Origin of the sequence: Nocardia carnea NBRC 14403, assembly GCF_000308515.1 — a bacterium.
GTDB classification, from domain to species: Bacteria; Actinomycetota; Actinomycetes; order Mycobacteriales; family Mycobacteriaceae; genus Nocardia; species Nocardia carnea.
On sequence record NZ_BAFV01000056.1, the window covers coordinates 133,025 to 148,711 of the forward strand.

Here is a 15,687-nt window from a genome sequence, read left to right on the forward strand (position 1 = left end):
CACAGTCGAACAGTCAGGCAACTGTGACTATATGACCCAGATCACAAAAATGGGTGCGGAGTCGGTGAATCCGATCGAATCGAGATCCGGAAGCCGTTTTACGGCAACTTTCCCGCAACTCACCGACCGCTGTAGACGGCCTTACCGGGGCCGACCTCGAGAAAGCTGCGTACCGCGCGCGGTAGATCCTCGGTATCGAACAACTCGCCGGAGACCTCGGGTGTCACCGAATCCGCGTGCCCGACCCCGCCCGAACGCCACGCCTCCACGATCCGTTTGGTGGCCGCGTGCGCACGTGTCGGCCCTTCGGCCAGCCGATGGGTCAGCGCCACGGCGGCGGACTCCACATCGTCGTGGACCTGGTTGACCACACCCCACTCCCGCATGGTGGCCGCGTCGTACAGATCGCCGGTCATCACCAGTTCACGCGCCCGTCCCGACCCCGCGCGTTCGGCCAGCCGCTGCGGGCCACCCATCGACGGGGTCAGCCCGACCACGATCTCCACCAGGCCGAACTTCGCCTTCGGCGCGGCCAGGATCAGATCACAGGCCAGCGCGATCTCGAAGGCGGCGGTGAGCGTGAGCGCATGCGCCGCGAACACCACCGGGCAGGGCAGTGCCTCGATCGGATGGCTGATCCGGTCGAACAGGTCCTGCCACAGTTGCGCACCCTGTTCGGCGGTCAGCCCGTCGAAACTGTGCACGTCCACACCGCCGGAGACCACCTTCCCCTCGGCGCGGATCAGCAGAGCCCGCGGCGGCCGCGCGGTGAGCTCCGCGAGATCGGCGGCCAGCGCATCGAACATGGCCTGGTCGAACAGGTTGAGCGGCGGTGCCGCCAACGTCAGCGTCGCGATCTCGGCGCCGCCCGTGGTGACCGACCGTTGCAGACGAGTGGGTTTGGTGCTCATCTCGCAAGCTTATGGCCGGTCCTGCCAGACTGGGAACATGACCGAAACCGAACAGGGCAGCTATGTCGAACCGGGTGAGTTCAAGCGCGATACCAACTACATCACCACCCGGATCACCGCCGACGGTCGCGACGGGTACCCGGTGGAACCGGGCCGCTACCGGCTCGTCGCCGCGCGGGCCTGCCCGTGGGCGAACCGGACCCTGATCGTGCGCCGCCTACTCGGCCTGGAATCGGCGATCTCGCTGGGCCTGTGCGGCCCCACCCACGACAAACTGAGCTGGACTTTCGACCTGGACCCTGACGGCCTCGACCCCGTGCTGCGCATTCCCCGGCTGCGCGACGCCTACCTGGCCCGGTTCCCGGGCTATCCGCGCGGAATCACCGTGCCGGCGGTCGTGGATGTGCCCACCGGACAGGTCGTCACCAACGACTACGCACAGATGACTCTCGATTTCTCGTTGGAATGGACCGTCCATCATCGCGCCGGGGCACCGCAGCTGTACCCCGAACCGTTGCGTGCCGAGATCGACGAGGTGAACGCCCGGGTCTTCCGCGAGGTGAACAACGGGGTGTATCGCTGCGGGTTCGCCGGCGCCCAGGACGCCTACGACGCCGCCTACGACCGCCTGTTCACGGCACTGGACTGGCTGAGCGAGCGCCTCTCCGGACAGCGCTATTTGGTGGGCGACACGATCACCGAAGCCGACGTCCGGCTGTTCACCACTCTGGTGCGCTTCGACCCCGTCTACCACGGTCATTTCAAGTGCAACCGGAGCAAACTCACCGAGATGCCGGTCCTGTGGGCCTATGCCCGGGACCTGTTCCAGACCCCCGGATTCGGCGACACGATCGACTTCACGCAGATCAAGGACCACTATTACAAGGTCCATACGGATATCAACCCGACCCAGGTCGTGCCCAAGGGACCGGAGCTGTCCGACTGGCTGTCCCCCCACGGCCGCGAAGCACTCCGCGGACGCCCCTTCGGCGACGGCACCCCACCCGAGCCACCCGTTCCCGGCGAGGAGGTCCCCCCGGAACACGGCGCCCGATAGATCCGGCAGGGCCCGGCTGCACGGGGAGCACAGGTCGGCAGTCCGTCGTAGCGACGAACACAGCCCCCGCGGAGTCCAACAGCGCACAAAGGAACTCCGGTGGCTCCCCGCTCTGGTATCTCGGCTCGGCACCATATGTCGAAAAGTCACCGTCGACCCGGCACATCCAGTAGTGGTAGTGCCGAGTTCCGGCGATGAACCGAACAGCACATCTCCTCTTCCCACATTCGCCATGGTGATTTCATCGACCGATCCAGTCGATGGCGTATGTAGAAGCAAGTGCACCGGAACAGCGAGTCCCAGGAGGACCACCCGGCCGGCACCCGCATGCTCCCGGGGCCGATCGGATGCACCGGTACCAGTGCGCATCGGAACCCGGAAGCCGGGTAATCCGTTGTCGGAACGGACGAAGCTCGGCCCGGTGCCATACAGTGCATAGGGCTCGCAAAGGAGGATGACGCCGTGCGTAACGGGGCAGTGGAAAAAGCCGTGATCGAGGCGCTCGACCACGGTTCCCGGCTACAAGCACCCGCCGTCGCCAAGTACGTTGCGCGACTGCGGCGGGCCCATCCGGACGAAACGCCCGCCCAGCTCGTCGAACGCCTGGAACGCCAGTATCTGCTGGCGGTCACGGGCAGCGGTAGCGCCGTCGGCGCATCGGCCGCGGTTCCCGGGGTCGGCACGATCGCCGCGCTCGCCGCGGTGAGCGCCGAGACCACCTTCTTCATGGAGGCCTCGGCGCTGTTCACGCTCGCGGTGGCCGCCGTACACGGAGTCCGGCCCGAGGACGCCCCGCAACGCCGCGCCATGGTGCTGGCCGTGGTCCTGGGTGACAGCGGTATGGAGATCGTGCAGAAAAGCGTCGGCTCCTCGGCCAAGAACTGGGGCACCGTTTTCGCGGACAAGGTTCCCGGCCTGTCCGGTATGAACGATTCGCTGCTGAAACGGTTCATCGTACGGTTCCTCACCAAACGCGCCGCGCTGATGGCCGGCAAGGTGGTCCCCGCCGGGATCGGCGCCGTGATCGGCGGTGTCGGTAACCGGGCGCTCGGCAAGGCCACGATCAACAACGCCCGCAAGGCCTTCGGGCCGGCACCGCACTATTTCGCCGATGAGATGGTGCTGGACGCCGAACTCGCGCCCGGTACCGGGCAGCCGGACAAGCCCGTGGCACAGCCGGATTCGCCATTACCGCCGGCGAAGGAATCGCCTCGCGTCCCGCCGCAGGGCGCACCGGCAGCACTCCCGACCGACCCCCGGCAGCCGCCGGCCGATCCCCGATGAGGCCCGCGATCACGGTCCGGGGCCTGACCAAACGCTTCCCGGACTTCGAGATCGGCGCGCAGGATGTGTCCTTCGATATCGCCGCGGGTACCTGCGCCGCGCTGGTCGGCCCCCCGGGCTCCGGGAAATCGACGATCGTCGCGGCCCTGCTGGGACTGCTCCCACCCACCACGGGGTCGGCGACACTGAGCGGTGGGCGCGGTAGCTCGGCGGTGGGCGCCGTCCTCGCGCCCCGCGGACTGCATCCCCGGCGCACCGTCCGTGACCATCTGCGGGTGTACGCCGCCGCCGGCGGGCACCCCGATCGCCGGGTGCCTGCCGTACTCGAGATCACCGGTCTCACCGAACGCGCCGACACCGTCCCCGACGAGCTGACGCCCGGGGAAGAAGCCCGCGCCGCCCTGGCGACCGCGCTGCTCGGCGACCCCCCGCTACTGATCCTCGACGACCCCACCGCCGGTATGCAGCTCACCGAGATCTCCTGGCTGCAAGGTTTCCTCCGGCAGCACACCCGCCGCGGCGGGACCGTGTTGTTCACCGCGCAGAGCCTGGTCACGGCGTTGCCGATCGCCGACCATCTGGTGGTTCTCGGTGCCAACGCAACGGTCGCCTACCAGGGCAGCCCGGCGCGGTTGCGGCGGCGCAACCCCGATCGGCTGGTGGTCGCGTCCTCGTCGTCGATCGCGATCGCCACCGCCCTGGCCGCCCGCGGCTTCACCGATGCGGTGATCCGGCCCGACGATCAACTCGCCGTGGCCGGAGCGACCGAGGACGATATCGTCGAGGCCGCCCGGGCCGCCGAGGTCCGGCTGGACGCGATCATGCCCGACCGGATCCATCCCGACCGCGTTCTCGCCTCACTGACCCATGCCGCCGCCGCGCGGCCGGCCGGTCCCGGAATGCCGCCGTCCACCTCTCTGCCGTACGGGGTTTCCCGATGATCGACGTCGTACCCGCGGAACTGATTCCGCCCGTACTCTCCGAATACCGCAAGGCCGTCACGCTGCGCTACACCCGGGTCCTCGCCGGGCTGGCGGTGGCGGTGGCGATCGCGGCGCCCGCCATGAGTGCCATCCTGGCCGGTCCGCAGGACCCGGAGGGCGAGCCGGTGACGGGCGCCGCAACCATCGGGCTCTATCTGGCGCTGTTCGCCGTCGTGCTGGGATCCGCGGCGTTCGGCGCCGCGGGGGCGGCCGGGGAACATGAGCACGACACCCTCATGATCACTGCCCTGTTCACCGTGGACCGCGATAAGCTGGCCGCCGCGAAATTCCTGGTCACCGGTCTCGCGGCACTGGCCGCGGCGCTGGCGGTCGAGATCGTGGCCGTGCTCTGCCTGCTGCTGTTCGGCCGGGACAAATTCGAGTTCACCGGTTCGCTGTTCGCCGTCCTCGGCGGCGGCCTGATCGCTGCCGTCTGCTGGGCGCTGATCGGCACCGGGATCGGGTTGCTGGTGCGGGCGCCGCTGCTCGCGGTCGGCGCCGTCCTCGGGTGGTTGCTGCTCGTCGAACCCCTGCTGTGGGTGGTCACCGCGGGTATCGGCATCCCGGGTGTCGTGACACTGCTACCCGGATCCGCCACGCTGAGCACCCTGTTCTCCGGATCCTTCGCCGATGCCGATCTGCTGGCCCCGGCGCCTGCGGCGATCGTTGTCCTGCTGTTGTGGACCGTGGGGATCGGTGGCTGGAGCTGGTGGTCGCTGCGTCGCGCGGAGCTCTGACCCGCCCGGAACCCGCTCTCGGGAACAAGACCCTGTCGGTAGGCGTCGTTATGGTCGATGGCAGGTGAAAGCGGGGGTATACGGGAGGGGCGGATGGACGGATCGGACCTGCACGCGATAGCCCGGCGAACAACTACGGCGTGTCCCCATGCGTGCCCAAGGGATACGGCGTGAGCACTTCGGGCCCGGATGCGGCGGCGAAGGGTGACTACACAGCGACCTCGCGCCCGCCCGGTCGGCGGACCCTGAACAAGCCGGAACCAGCGGCGAAACATGCCGATGGGGGCGGCGCGCAGACAGGGTGGATCCGCAGACTGTGGTCGGAGTGCCGGCGCTACCCCGGCACGCTGGCCGGTATCGCGCTGGCGTTGGTAGCCGGAGCTGCGGCCGAGATCGTGGCCCCGCTGCTCACGAAGTGGGCCGTGGATTCGGCGACCACCGGCGCCACCCGGGTCATCGGAATCGTCGCCGGGCTGCTGGCCGTGCTCGCCGCCGGGCGGTTCGCCGCTTCGTTCGGACGGCGGATGCTCGCCGGGAAACTCTCCCTCGACGTCCAGCACGGTCTGCGGTTGCAACTGCTGAGCTCGCTGCAACGGCTCGACGGCGCCGGCCAGGACGCCCTGCGCACCGGACAGGTGGTGTCGCGCTCCATCACCGACCTGCAGCTGGTGCAATCACTGTTGGCGATGGCACCGCTGTCGGGGATGTCGCTGCTGCAGTTCGTACTCGCGGCCGGGGTGATGCTGTGGCTGTCCCCACCGCTGGCCGCGGCCGCGTTGCTGATGGTGCCGCTGGTGATCGCCGTGGTCTACCGGATGCGGCCGCGGTTGCACGCCGCGACCTGGTCGGCCCAGCAGCGGGCGGCGGAACTGGCCCAGCATGTGGAGGAGACGGTCACCGGGGTCCGGGTGGTCAAGGGATTCGGCCAGGAAGCCCGCATGGTCGACGTTCTGGAGGGGCACGGCCGCCGGTTGTTCGCCGAACGGATGCGCGCCGCCGGTATCAACGCCCGCTTCTCGCCCACCCTGGCCGCGATACCGCAGGCAGGTCTGGTGGTGGTGATCGCGCTCGGCGGCTGGCTCGCCCTGCAGGGCAGCATCGGTCTCGGCACCTTCCTCGCCTTCAGCGCCTATGTCACGACGATGACCACCACCGCCCGCACGATGGCGTCGGTGATCATCCTGGCCCAGCTCACCCGCGCCGCGGCCGAACGCGTGTACCAGGTGATCGACGCCGGACCGGCGGTGGCCGATCCGCCACAGCCGGTGCCCGTTCCCGACGGCCCACTGGGCATCGAACTCGAATCGGTGACCTTCGGGTTCGACCCCGGGGAACCGATTCTGCGCGATCTCGACCTGCGGGTACGCCCGGGGGAAACCGTCGCGGTCATCGGTCCGGCCGGGTCCGGGAAGACCACCCTGTCACTGCTGCTACCCAGGTTCTACGCCCCCGATTCCGGCCGGATCCGGCTGCTCGGCACGGGCGCCACCGAGCCCGTCGATATCGCCGACGTCGCCGCGGACCGGTTACGCGCGGCCGTCGGTGTGGTCTTCGACGACCCGTTCCTGTTCAGCTCCAGCGTCGCCACCAATATCGCATTGGGCCGGCCCGACGCCACCGACGCCGAGATCCGGGAGGCCGCCCGCCAGGCCGCTGCCGAGGAATTCATCGAAGCGCTACCCGACGGCTACGACACGGTGGTCGGAGAACGCGGGCTCACCCTCTCCGGCGGCCAGCGGCAACGGATCGCGCTGGCGCGGGCGCTGCTGGCCCGGCCGCAGATCCTCGTCCTCGACGACGCCACCTCGGCGGTGGACGCGGTGACCGAGGCGGCCATTTTCGGCGCCCTGCCCGACCAGGGGTCGCGGACCACGATCATCCTCGCGCATCGCGAATCCACCCTGGCCCACGCCGACCGGGTGATCCGCCTGCCGGAACCGGCAACGGCGGTGGTGAGCGGCCCCGCCGTCGTATCCGAGCGCCTGCCGGTCGCGCAGTCCAGGGACCGGATGGCTGCCGCGGCGAATCTCAGCGAAACACCCGAGCTGCGCCGGGAGATCGCCCGCCTGCCCGCAGCCGACGAACAGCCCCGGCTCGATCCCGCCCGGCTGCGCCGGCCCGATCCCGGTTTCCGGCTGGCGCGTCTGCTGCGCCCGGTACGCCTCCTGGTTCTGGCCTCGGTGCTGCTCCTCGCCCTGGACGCCCTCATCGGCATCGGTTTCCCGCCGCTGGTGCGGCATGCCATCGATACCGGTGTCGCCGGATCCGACCCGGGTGCCCTCGCCCTCACCGCACTCCTGGGTACGGGACTGGTCCTGGCCGGCTGGGTGGTGGCCGCCGCGACCACCCTGCTCACCTCCCGCACCGGCGAGCGAGTGCTCTACGGGTTACGGATTCGCAGTTACGCGCATCTGCAGCGGCTCGGGCTGGACTACTACGAGCGGGAACTGTCCGGCCGGATCATGACGCGGATGACCACCGATGTCGACGCGCTCTCCACTTTCTTGCAGACCGGTGTCTCGACCGCGATGGTGAGCGCGCTCTCGCTGGCCGGGATCGCACTCGCCCTCCTGGTGATCGATACGCAGCTCGCCCTCGTGGTGCTGCTGGGCGTACTCCCGCCGCTGATCATCGCCACGGTGATCTTCCGCCGGGTCTCCTCGGTGGCCTACAGCATCTCCCGGGAACGGGTGTCGACGGTGAACGCCGATTTCCAGGAGAACATCGCCGGCCTGCGCGCCGTTCAGGCATACCGGCACGAACGGCGTTCGGCGCACCGGTTCGCCGAATATTCCTCCGGGTACCGGCGCAGCCGGATGCGGGCGCAGAAGGCCATCGCACTGTACTTCGCGTTCATGGCGTCGTGGACCGATCTGGCGCTGGCCCTGGTGGTGCTCACCGGAGCGCATGCGGTCGCCGCCGGCGATACCAGCGCCGGCACCCTCATCGCGTTCGTGCTGTACCTGGAACTGCTGTTCGGCCCGGTACAGCAGTTGTCGCAGGTCTTCGACGGTTACCAGCAGGCACGAGTCGGCCTGCGGCGGATCGGCGAACTGTTGCGCACGCCCTCGTCGATCCGGGCCGATCCGCCCGGCGCCGACCCACTCACCACCGGCCTGCGCGGGGAGCTGGAGCTCGACACCGTCCGTTTCCGCTACCCGAGCACCGAGCGCCCCGCGCTCGACGAGGTATCGCTGGCCGTGGCACCGGGCCGGTCGCTGGCGCTGGTCGGCGCCACCGGTGCCGGCAAATCCACCATCGTCAAACTGCTGGCCCGGCTCTACGATCTCGCCGAAACCGATTCCGGCGCGGTCCGGGCCGACGGAGTGGATATCCGCGATTACCGGCTGGACCGGTACCGCTCCCGGCTGGGCATGGTCCCGCAGGAAGCTCACCTGTTCACCGGCGATATCGCGAGCAACATTGCATTCGGGAAACCCTCCGCGACCGAAACCGAGATCGCCGCGGCCGCCCGGGCGGTGGGCGCGGCGGAGATGATCGCCGGTCTGCCCGGCGGAATGCACCGGGCGGTCGGCGAGCGCGGGCGCGGCCTGTCCGCCGGTCAGCGCCAGCTCGTCGCCCTGGCGCGGGCCCAGCTCGTCGACCCCGACGTGCTGCTCCTCGACGAGGCCACCGCCACCCTCGACCCCGATGCGGAGGAGAAAGTGCTGGCAGCGACCGGTTCGCTGGCGCGCAACCGGACAACGGTGGTCGTCGCACACCGTTTGGCGACCGCCGCCCGCGCCGATCGCATCGCCGTCGTCGCCCACGGCCGGATCGTGGAACTCGGGTCACACACCGAGCTGCTGGCGGCCGGCGGGGAGTATGCCCGCCTGTGGACAGCCGCGGGTAACACGGAAGGAATATTCTCGATAGGACACGAGTCGTCAACTATGAGGTCGGGGTAGACCGGTGGTCGGTGACGTTGCCGATGGGCACGGGGGCCTATCCTCGTCAGAGGGCGTATCGGTACCCATCCACCGATCCCCGGTGCCGGGCACGTCACAAACGTCGCAGCGCGAAGAACGAAATGAGGCGAACACCTGCTGTGAGCAGCTCAAAATCCCAGTTCGGTCAGAACCAGTGGCTGGTCGACGAGATGTATCAGAAGTTCAAACAGGATCCATCCTCGGTCGACGCCAGCTGGCACGAGTTCCTCGCCGACTACACCCCCGAGACCTCCGGTGATCCCGGCAGCACCACCCAGTCCGCCCAGGCACCGGCGGCCCGCACGGTGAATTCTGCCCCTGTCCCGGCGGAAGCGGCCTCTGTACAGACCCGCGCCGCCGCGCCGGCCGCCCCGGCTGCCGCGCCGAAGCCGGCCACACCCGCTGCCGCTGCCGCGAAAACCTCCGCGACCGCGCAGCAGCAGCAACGCGCGCCGAAGACCACCCCGGCGCCGACCTCCAACGCCGCCCCCACCTCGGGCGCGCCGAAACCGTCGGCGGCTACCGAGGAGAAAAAGGTACTGCGCGGTGCCGCCGCGGCGGTCGCCAAGAACATGTCGGCGTCGCTGGCCATCCCGACCGCCACCAGCGTGCGGGCCGTACCGGCCAAATTGATGATCGACAACCGGATCGTCATCAACAACCACCTCGCCCGCACCCGCGGCGGGAAGATTTCGTTCACCCATCTGCTCGGCTACGCGATCGTGCAGGCCGTGAAGGCCTTCCCGAACATGAACCGGCATTTCGCCGAGATCGAGGGGAAACCCAACGCGGTGACCCCCGCCCACACCAACCTGGGCCTGGCCATCGACCTCCCCGGTAAGGACGGCAGCCGTTCCCTCGTGGTCGCGGCCATCAAGGGCTGCGAAGAGATGAACTTCGCGCAGTTCCACACCGCCTACGAGGACATCGTCCGCCGCGCCCGCGACGGCAAACTGACCGCCGAGGATTTCAGCGGTGTCACCGTCTCGCTGACCAATCCGGGCACCATCGGCACCGTGCATTCCGTACCGCGGCTCATGCAGGGCCAGGGCGCGATCATCGGCGCGGGCGCCATGGAGTACCCGGCCGAGTTCCAGGGTATGAGCGACGAACGGATCGCCGAGGTCGGCATCGGCAAGCTGATGACGCTGACCTCGACCTACGATCACCGCATCATCCAGGGCGCGGAATCCGGTGATTTCCTGCGCACCATCCACAAGCTGCTCATCGCCGACGAGTTCTACGACGAGATCTTCCACGGTCTGGGTGTGCCGTACGAGCCGATCCGCTGGCGCAAGGATATCCAGGAGCGTGGGGTCGACAAGAGCACCCGCGTACTGGAACTGATCGCGGCCTACCGCAACCGCGGGCACCTCATGGCCGATACCGATCCCCTGCGCCTGGTCAAGGAGAAGTTCCAGAGCCACCCCGACCTGGACGTCATCCAGCACGGCCTGACCCTGTGGGACCTCGACCGCGAGTTCAACGTCGGTGGTTTCCACGGCCAGGAACGGATGAAACTGCGCGATGTGCTGTCGGTACTGCGCGAGGCCTACTGCCGGCACGTGGGTGTGGAATACACCCACATCCTGGAACCCGAACAGCTGAGCTGGATCCAGGACCGGGTCGAGCAGAAGCATGTGAAACCGACGGTCGCCCAGCAGAAGTACATCCTGAACCGGCTCAATGCGGCCGAGGCGTTCGAAACCTTCCTGCAGACCAAGTACGTCGGACAGAAGCGGTTCTCCCTCGAAGGCGCCGAATCGGTCATCCCGATGATGGACGCCGTGATCGACCAGTGTGCCGAGCATTCGCTCGACGAGGTCGTGATCGGTATGCCGCACCGTGGCCGGCTCAATGTGCTGGCCAATATCGTCGGCAAGCCCTACTCGAAGATCTTCACCGAGTTCGAGGGCAATATGAACCCGGCCGCCACGCACGGCTCGGGCGATGTGAAGTACCACCTCGGTGCCCGCGGCACCTACCTGCAGATGTTCGGCGACAACGAGATCGAGGTCTCGCTGACCGCGAACCCGTCGCATCTGGAAGCGGTCGACCCGGTACTCGAGGGTCTGGTGCGCGCCAAACAGGATCTGCTGGACAAGGGCGACGGCGAAGAGGGTTTCTCGGTCGTACCGCTGATGCTGCACGGTGACGCCGCGTTCGCCGGTCAGGGTGTGGTCGCCGAAACCCTGAACCTGTCGGGGCTGCGCGGTTACCGCGTGGGCGGCACCATCCATATCGTGGTGAACAACCAGATCGGCTTCACCACCGCGCCGGAGAACAGCCGCTCCACCGAATACTCCACCGATATCGCCAAGTTCATCGGCGCCCCGATCTTCCATGTCAACGGCGACGATCCCGAAGCCTGCGACTGGGTGGCCCGCCTGGCGGTCGATTTCCGGCAGAAGTTCCGCAAAGACGTCGTCATCGACCTCATCTGCTACCGCCGCCGCGGCCACAACGAGGGCGACGACCCGTCGATGACCCAGCCGTACATGTACGACGTCATCGACACCAAGCGCAGTGTCCGCAAGAGCTACACCGAAAGCCTGATCGGCCGCGGTGATATCTCGATGAAGGAGGCCGAGGACGCGCTGCGCGATTACCAGGGACAGTTGGAGCGGGTCTTCAACGAGGTTCGTGAGCTGGAGAAGTATCCGCCGGAGCCGAGCGAATCGGTGGAGGATGCCCAGCAGGTGCCGTCCACCGTGCTCACCGCCGTGGACAAATCGGTGCTGCAGCGCATCGGTGACGCGTTCCTGAACGTGCCCGACGGTTTCAGCGTGCATCCACGCGTGCAGCCGGTGCTGGAGAAGCGCCGCGAGATGGCCTACGAGGGCAAGGTCGACTGGGCGTTCGCCGAGTTGCTCGCCTTCGGCACGTTGATCGACGAGGGTCGCGCGGTCCGGTTGACCGGGCAGGATTCCCGGCGCGGCACCTTCACCCAGCGGCATTCGGTGATCATCGACCGCAAGACCGCCGCCGAGTACACGCCGCTGCACAACATCAACAGCGCCAACCCGGGCTGGTTCGCCGTGCACGATTCGGCGCTGAGCGAATTCGCCGCCGTCGGTTTCGAATACGGTTATTCGCTGGGTAACCCGGAGGCGCTGGTGCTCTGGGAGGCGCAGTTCGGCGATTTCGTCAACGGCGCCCAGCCCATCATCGACGAGTTCATCTCCTCCGGTGAGGCGAAATGGGGTCAGCTGTCCGAGGTCGTGCTGCTGCTGCCGCACGGGCACGAAGGCCAGGGACCCGACCACACCTCCGGCCGGATCGAGCGTTTCCTGCAGCTGTGCGCGGAGGGGTCGATGACGGTCGCGATGCCGTCCACCCCGGCGAACTACTTCCATCTGCTGCGCCGGCATTCGCTGGACGGTATCCGCCGCCCGCTGATCGTCTTCACCCCGAAGTCGATGCTGCGCAACAAGGCCGTGGTCAGCGATCTGAAGGATTTCACCGAGTCCAAGTTCCGTTCGGTGTTCGACGAGCCCACCTACGAACAGGGCGTCGGCGATCGCGGTGCGGTCAAGCGGATCCTGCTGACCAGCGGCAAGCTCTACTACGAGCTGGCCGCCGCGAAGGCCAAGCGTAAGCGTGACGATGTCGCCATCGTCCGGGTCGAGCAGCTCTACCCGATGCCGAAGTTCCGGTTGAACGAGGCTTTGGAGCGCTACTCGAACGCCAACGAAATCGCGTGGGTGCAGGAGGAACCGGCGAACCAGGGTGCCTGGCCGTTCTACGGCCTGAACCTGCCGGAACTGCTGCCGCAGCGGCTGGGCCGCCTGCGCCGAATCTCGCGCCGCGCCATGTCGGCCCCGTCCTCGGGTTCGAGCAAGGTGCACGCGGTGGAGCAGGCCGAGATCATCGACGAGGCGTTCGAGCCCACCAGCTGATCGCCGGATTCACCCGCCCGCCGGGCGCGACCCCTTCTTCGAAGGTGGTCCGCGCCCGGCGGGCGCGTTTCTTGGCGAACCGCTCGTAACCGCTGGTCGATGCTCGCTTGTACACTGTGGCCAGCGGGAACCGCCCCGCCCCGTGCCGTACGGGAGGAGTGTGTGATGTCTGTCGAGTCGATAACACCGGCCTGGATGCACCAGCAGATCACGGCAGCGGAGTACGACTCCTGGTCCGAGGAGCAATGCGCGGGCATCGAGGTTGTGGACGGGATGGTTCTCGTGAGCCCCAGCGCGTCCAAAAGGCACAACCGGTTGGCCCGTATCCTCGCGAACGCACTGGATGCCGCCGGTGGACCGGAGTGGAACGCCGATACCGACTTCGATGTGCGACTCCAAGATGTTCCGCTCACCAATCGTCGCCCGGACGTGGTGGTGTACCGCGCCGACACGATCGATATCACGCCCACTCGCCCTGAGCACGTGCTCCTGGTCGTGGAAGTTGTTTCCCCCGGCTCGGAGACCACCGACCGGATCGTGAAGGTGAACCAGTACGCGAAAGCGGGTATCGCCTTCTACTGGCGGGTCGAGCAGACCGCGACCGGCGTCCCGCTGATCTACACCTACGTCTTGGACCCGGCGACCAGCACTTACCGAACCGGCGAAATGTACACGGGTATCGTCAAGGTTTCCGCCCCCTTCCCCACCGAGATCGACCTCGGGATCTGATCGGTTCGACGAGCGACCACGTGGCCGGATAGGTCATGGTAGGCGGCCGTCGAATTCCTCCGCGGCCGGACGGAACTCGGTGTTCACCCGGTGATGGGCGCAGGCGCAACGAATCGTTCGACCATGCGCCGTTCAGCGGCAGAATCCCGTAGTGGCCAGGTAAGGAGCGCGAGAACGATCCGCACGATCCACTGCGCCGCTTCGGCATCCGGGGCGATCCGGGCCAGCGTGGATGCGATATTTCCCAGTTCGGGTGCGGTGGACAGGATTTCGTCGGTGGCCGGGGAGCGGTGCCGGGTGAGCCACTGCGCCAGCGTCGGGTCGGCTCGGATGGCGGTCACGGCGGCGAGAACGGCTTCTACCATCCGGCGAGATCCCTGGAACGGTTCGATGGCAGCCGCGACGCGCTCGGCCACCGTTGCGGCGGCCTTTGCCAGCACCGAATGAAGGAGCTGGGTCTTCCCGCCGGAGTATCGGTACAGCGTCGCCCGGGAGCACCCTGCCGCGGCGGCGATATCGTCGACGGTCACCTTGTCGATGCCGTGTTCGAGAAACAATGCCATGGCCACTCGCTCGATCCGGTCGACGGCGAGCGTGCGCCGGTCGCCTCCCGACAGCCAATCCACGCTACCTACCACCTGCTCCAGCCTATCCGTCCCCAGCCCTGAGTGCTGTCTCAGCATGAGACATCCGGGCAAAATCGTCCAAGCTAATATTGTCAGATTTATGCAGGATACTGTCCCAATCTCATCAGCCGATGCCGAGATTCGATTCCAGGAAGGCGAGCATCTCCGTCTCAGTGCGAGATGGTGTTTGTTTCGAGTGTCATGCACCGCGGAAGCTGGTGGTCGCACTCGACCACCCAACTCCCGGAGTTAACGATGATCTCGACGCAGGCATTCGATGTATTCGATCCCGGATATCTCGACAACCCCTACCCGCTGTACCGCCTGCTCCGCGAGCAGGCACCGGTGTATCGAGTGCCGGGCACCGATTTCTTCCTCGTCACCTCCTCGAAGCTGCTCGTCGAAGCCGCGGCCCGCACCGAGGAGTTCTCCTCGAATCTGACCGCTGTGCTGGTCAGGGAACCGAATGGGTCGGCATCGACATTCGATATCGACGCCGCCGGACAGGCCGTGCACGTGTTGGCGACGGCCGACGATCCGGTCCACGCGGCACATCGCAAACTGGTCGGGCCCGCGCTCGCCGGACGGATCCGCACCCTGGGCGGAACGGTCGATACGCTGGTCGACCGGCTGTGGCGGCAGGAAGTCCACGCCGGACACATCGACTGGGCCACCGGAATGGCCGATCGTCTTCCGCTCGCGGTCGTCGCAGGCATCATCGGTCTACCGGAGGCCGACCACCCCCAACTGCTGCGCTGGGCCTACGACTCCACCGAGATGCTCGGCGGAGTCGTGTCCGCCGAACGCCTACCGCAGCTGATGACTTCCGCCGCCGAACTCGCCGGCTACCTGCACACCGCATTCGCCGCGGCCAAGGCCCGGTCCGGTCCGCACGACGACGACCTCCTGGGCGTGCTCGCCGCCGCCGCCCGCGCCGACCGGATCGAAGACCACGTCGCCGTCCTGATCCTGGTACAACTCGTCGGCGCGGGCGGCGAATCCACCGCCGGGCTCATCGCCAACGCCGCCCGCATCCTTGCCGAAGACCTCGACCTCCAGCAGCAATTGCGCGAACAGCCGAGACTGGTTCCGGCCTTCCTGGACGAGACACTCCGGTTCGAGTCGCCGTTCCGCGGCCACCACCGGCACGTCACCACCGATACCGAACTCGGCGGCGTGGAACTGCCTGCGGACAGCCACCTGCTACTGCTCTGGGGAGCCGCCAATCGCGACCCCGCCGTCTACTCCGACCCCGATACGCTCGATCTGCACCGGACCGACCACCGCTCCCACCTGGCCTTCGGCAGAGGCGCCCATTACTGCATCGGCTCGGCACTGGCGAAACTCGAGGCCACCGCGGCCGTTACCGCGCTGCTCGACAACACCCGTCGTTTTGCCCTCGTCGAAAGCTCTCCGCCCCAATGGCTTCTCAGCCTGTTCGCCCGCCGCCACCGCACCTTGCCGTTGCAGATCGATTGTGGCCCCGCCGACAGGGTCGACGCCTGACCTTCCGGCGGCGCTGTGGTCCGGGA

General features: G+C 67.6%; 10 protein-coding genes. 8 read left to right on the top strand and 2 right to left on the bottom strand.

Annotated features, from left to right (window positions below; translation table 11 throughout):
- Nucleotides 1-119 precede the first annotated feature (119 nt).
- Nucleotides 120-911, bottom strand: coding sequence for an enoyl-CoA hydratase/isomerase family protein (locus tag ON22_RS20705; RefSeq protein ID WP_033243285.1), 792 nt, complete (start codon nucleotides 909-911; stop codon nucleotides 120-122).
- Between the two features lie 37 nt (nucleotides 912-948).
- Between ON22_RS20705 and ON22_RS20710 the strand changes: the two genes are divergently transcribed.
- From ON22_RS20710 to ON22_RS20740, 7 genes are all read left to right on the top strand, one after another.
- Nucleotides 949-1,968: a glutathione S-transferase family protein gene (locus tag ON22_RS20710; protein WP_033243286.1), complete on the top strand. Its 1,020-nt coding sequence runs from the start codon at nucleotides 949-951 to the stop codon at nucleotides 1,966-1,968.
- Nucleotides 1,969-2,445: 477 nt separating this feature from the next.
- Nucleotides 2,446-3,252, top strand: coding sequence for a YbdD/YjiX family protein (locus ON22_RS20715; protein WP_373280882.1), 807 nt, complete (start codon nucleotides 2,446-2,448; stop codon nucleotides 3,250-3,252).
- On the top strand, nucleotides 3,249-4,193 hold the full coding sequence (locus tag ON22_RS20720) for an ATP-binding cassette domain-containing protein (protein WP_033243287.1): 945 nt from the start codon (nucleotides 3,249-3,251) through the stop codon (nucleotides 4,191-4,193). The genes ON22_RS20715 and ON22_RS20720 overlap by 4 nt, the downstream gene beginning before the upstream one ends.
- Nucleotides 4,190-4,972 (top strand): ABC transporter permease, encoded by a 783-nt coding sequence (locus tag ON22_RS20725; protein WP_033243288.1) that lies wholly within the window; start codon nucleotides 4,190-4,192, stop codon nucleotides 4,970-4,972. The genes ON22_RS20720 and ON22_RS20725 overlap by 4 nt, the downstream gene beginning before the upstream one ends.
- Before the next feature lie 245 nt (nucleotides 4,973-5,217).
- Entirely contained in the window at nucleotides 5,218-8,880 is a 3,663-nt protein-coding gene (locus tag ON22_RS20730; protein WP_051157889.1) for an ABC transporter ATP-binding protein, read from the top strand.
- A gap of 122 nt (nucleotides 8,881-9,002) precedes the next feature.
- Nucleotides 9,003-12,800, top strand: a complete 3,798-nt coding sequence (locus ON22_RS20735) for a multifunctional oxoglutarate decarboxylase/oxoglutarate dehydrogenase thiamine pyrophosphate-binding subunit/dihydrolipoyllysine-residue succinyltransferase subunit (protein ID WP_081595726.1) — start codon at nucleotides 9,003-9,005, stop codon at nucleotides 12,798-12,800.
- A 165-nt stretch (nucleotides 12,801-12,965) separates the two neighbouring features.
- The gene (locus ON22_RS20740) at nucleotides 12,966-13,529 is read left to right on the top strand and encodes a Uma2 family endonuclease (RefSeq protein WP_033243289.1); all 564 of its coding nucleotides are present in this window, start codon (nucleotides 12,966-12,968) and stop codon (nucleotides 13,527-13,529) included.
- An 83-nt stretch (nucleotides 13,530-13,612) separates the two neighbouring features.
- On the opposite strand, the gene ON22_RS20745 is transcribed toward ON22_RS20740, so the two are convergent.
- Nucleotides 13,613-14,167 (bottom strand): TetR/AcrR family transcriptional regulator, encoded by a 555-nt coding sequence (locus ON22_RS20745; RefSeq protein WP_033243290.1) that lies wholly within the window; start codon nucleotides 14,165-14,167, stop codon nucleotides 13,613-13,615.
- Nucleotides 14,168-14,410: 243 nt separating this feature from the next.
- Here ON22_RS20745 and ON22_RS20750 point away from each other — a divergent pair, with 243 nt between their 5' ends.
- Entirely contained in the window at nucleotides 14,411-15,661 is a 1,251-nt protein-coding gene (locus ON22_RS20750) for a cytochrome P450 (protein ID WP_033243636.1), read from the top strand.
- Nucleotides 15,662-15,687 lie beyond the last annotated feature (26 nt).

Excerpts from the sequence above, each read along its gene's own strand:
- ON22_RS20720 (WP_033243287.1), top strand. The coding sequence starts at position 3,249 with ATGAGGCCCGCGATCACGGTCCGGGGCCTGACCAAACGCTTCCCGGAC.
- ON22_RS20750 (WP_033243636.1), top strand. The coding sequence starts at position 14,411 with ATGATCTCGACGCAGGCATTCGATGTATTCGATCCCGGATATCTCGAC.
- ON22_RS20735 (WP_081595726.1), top strand. The coding sequence starts at position 9,003 with ATGAGGCGAACACCTGCTGTGAGCAGCTCAAAATCCCAGTTCGGTCAG.
- ON22_RS20725 (WP_033243288.1), top strand. The coding sequence starts at position 4,190 with ATGATCGACGTCGTACCCGCGGAACTGATTCCGCCCGTACTCTCCGAA.
- ON22_RS20740 (WP_033243289.1), top strand. The coding sequence starts at position 12,966 with ATGTCTGTCGAGTCGATAACACCGGCCTGGATGCACCAGCAGATCACG.
- ON22_RS20710 (WP_033243286.1), top strand. The coding sequence starts at position 949 with ATGACCGAAACCGAACAGGGCAGCTATGTCGAACCGGGTGAGTTCAAG.
- ON22_RS20705 (WP_033243285.1), bottom strand. The coding sequence starts at position 911 with ATGAGCACCAAACCCACTCGTCTGCAACGGTCGGTCACCACGGGCGGC.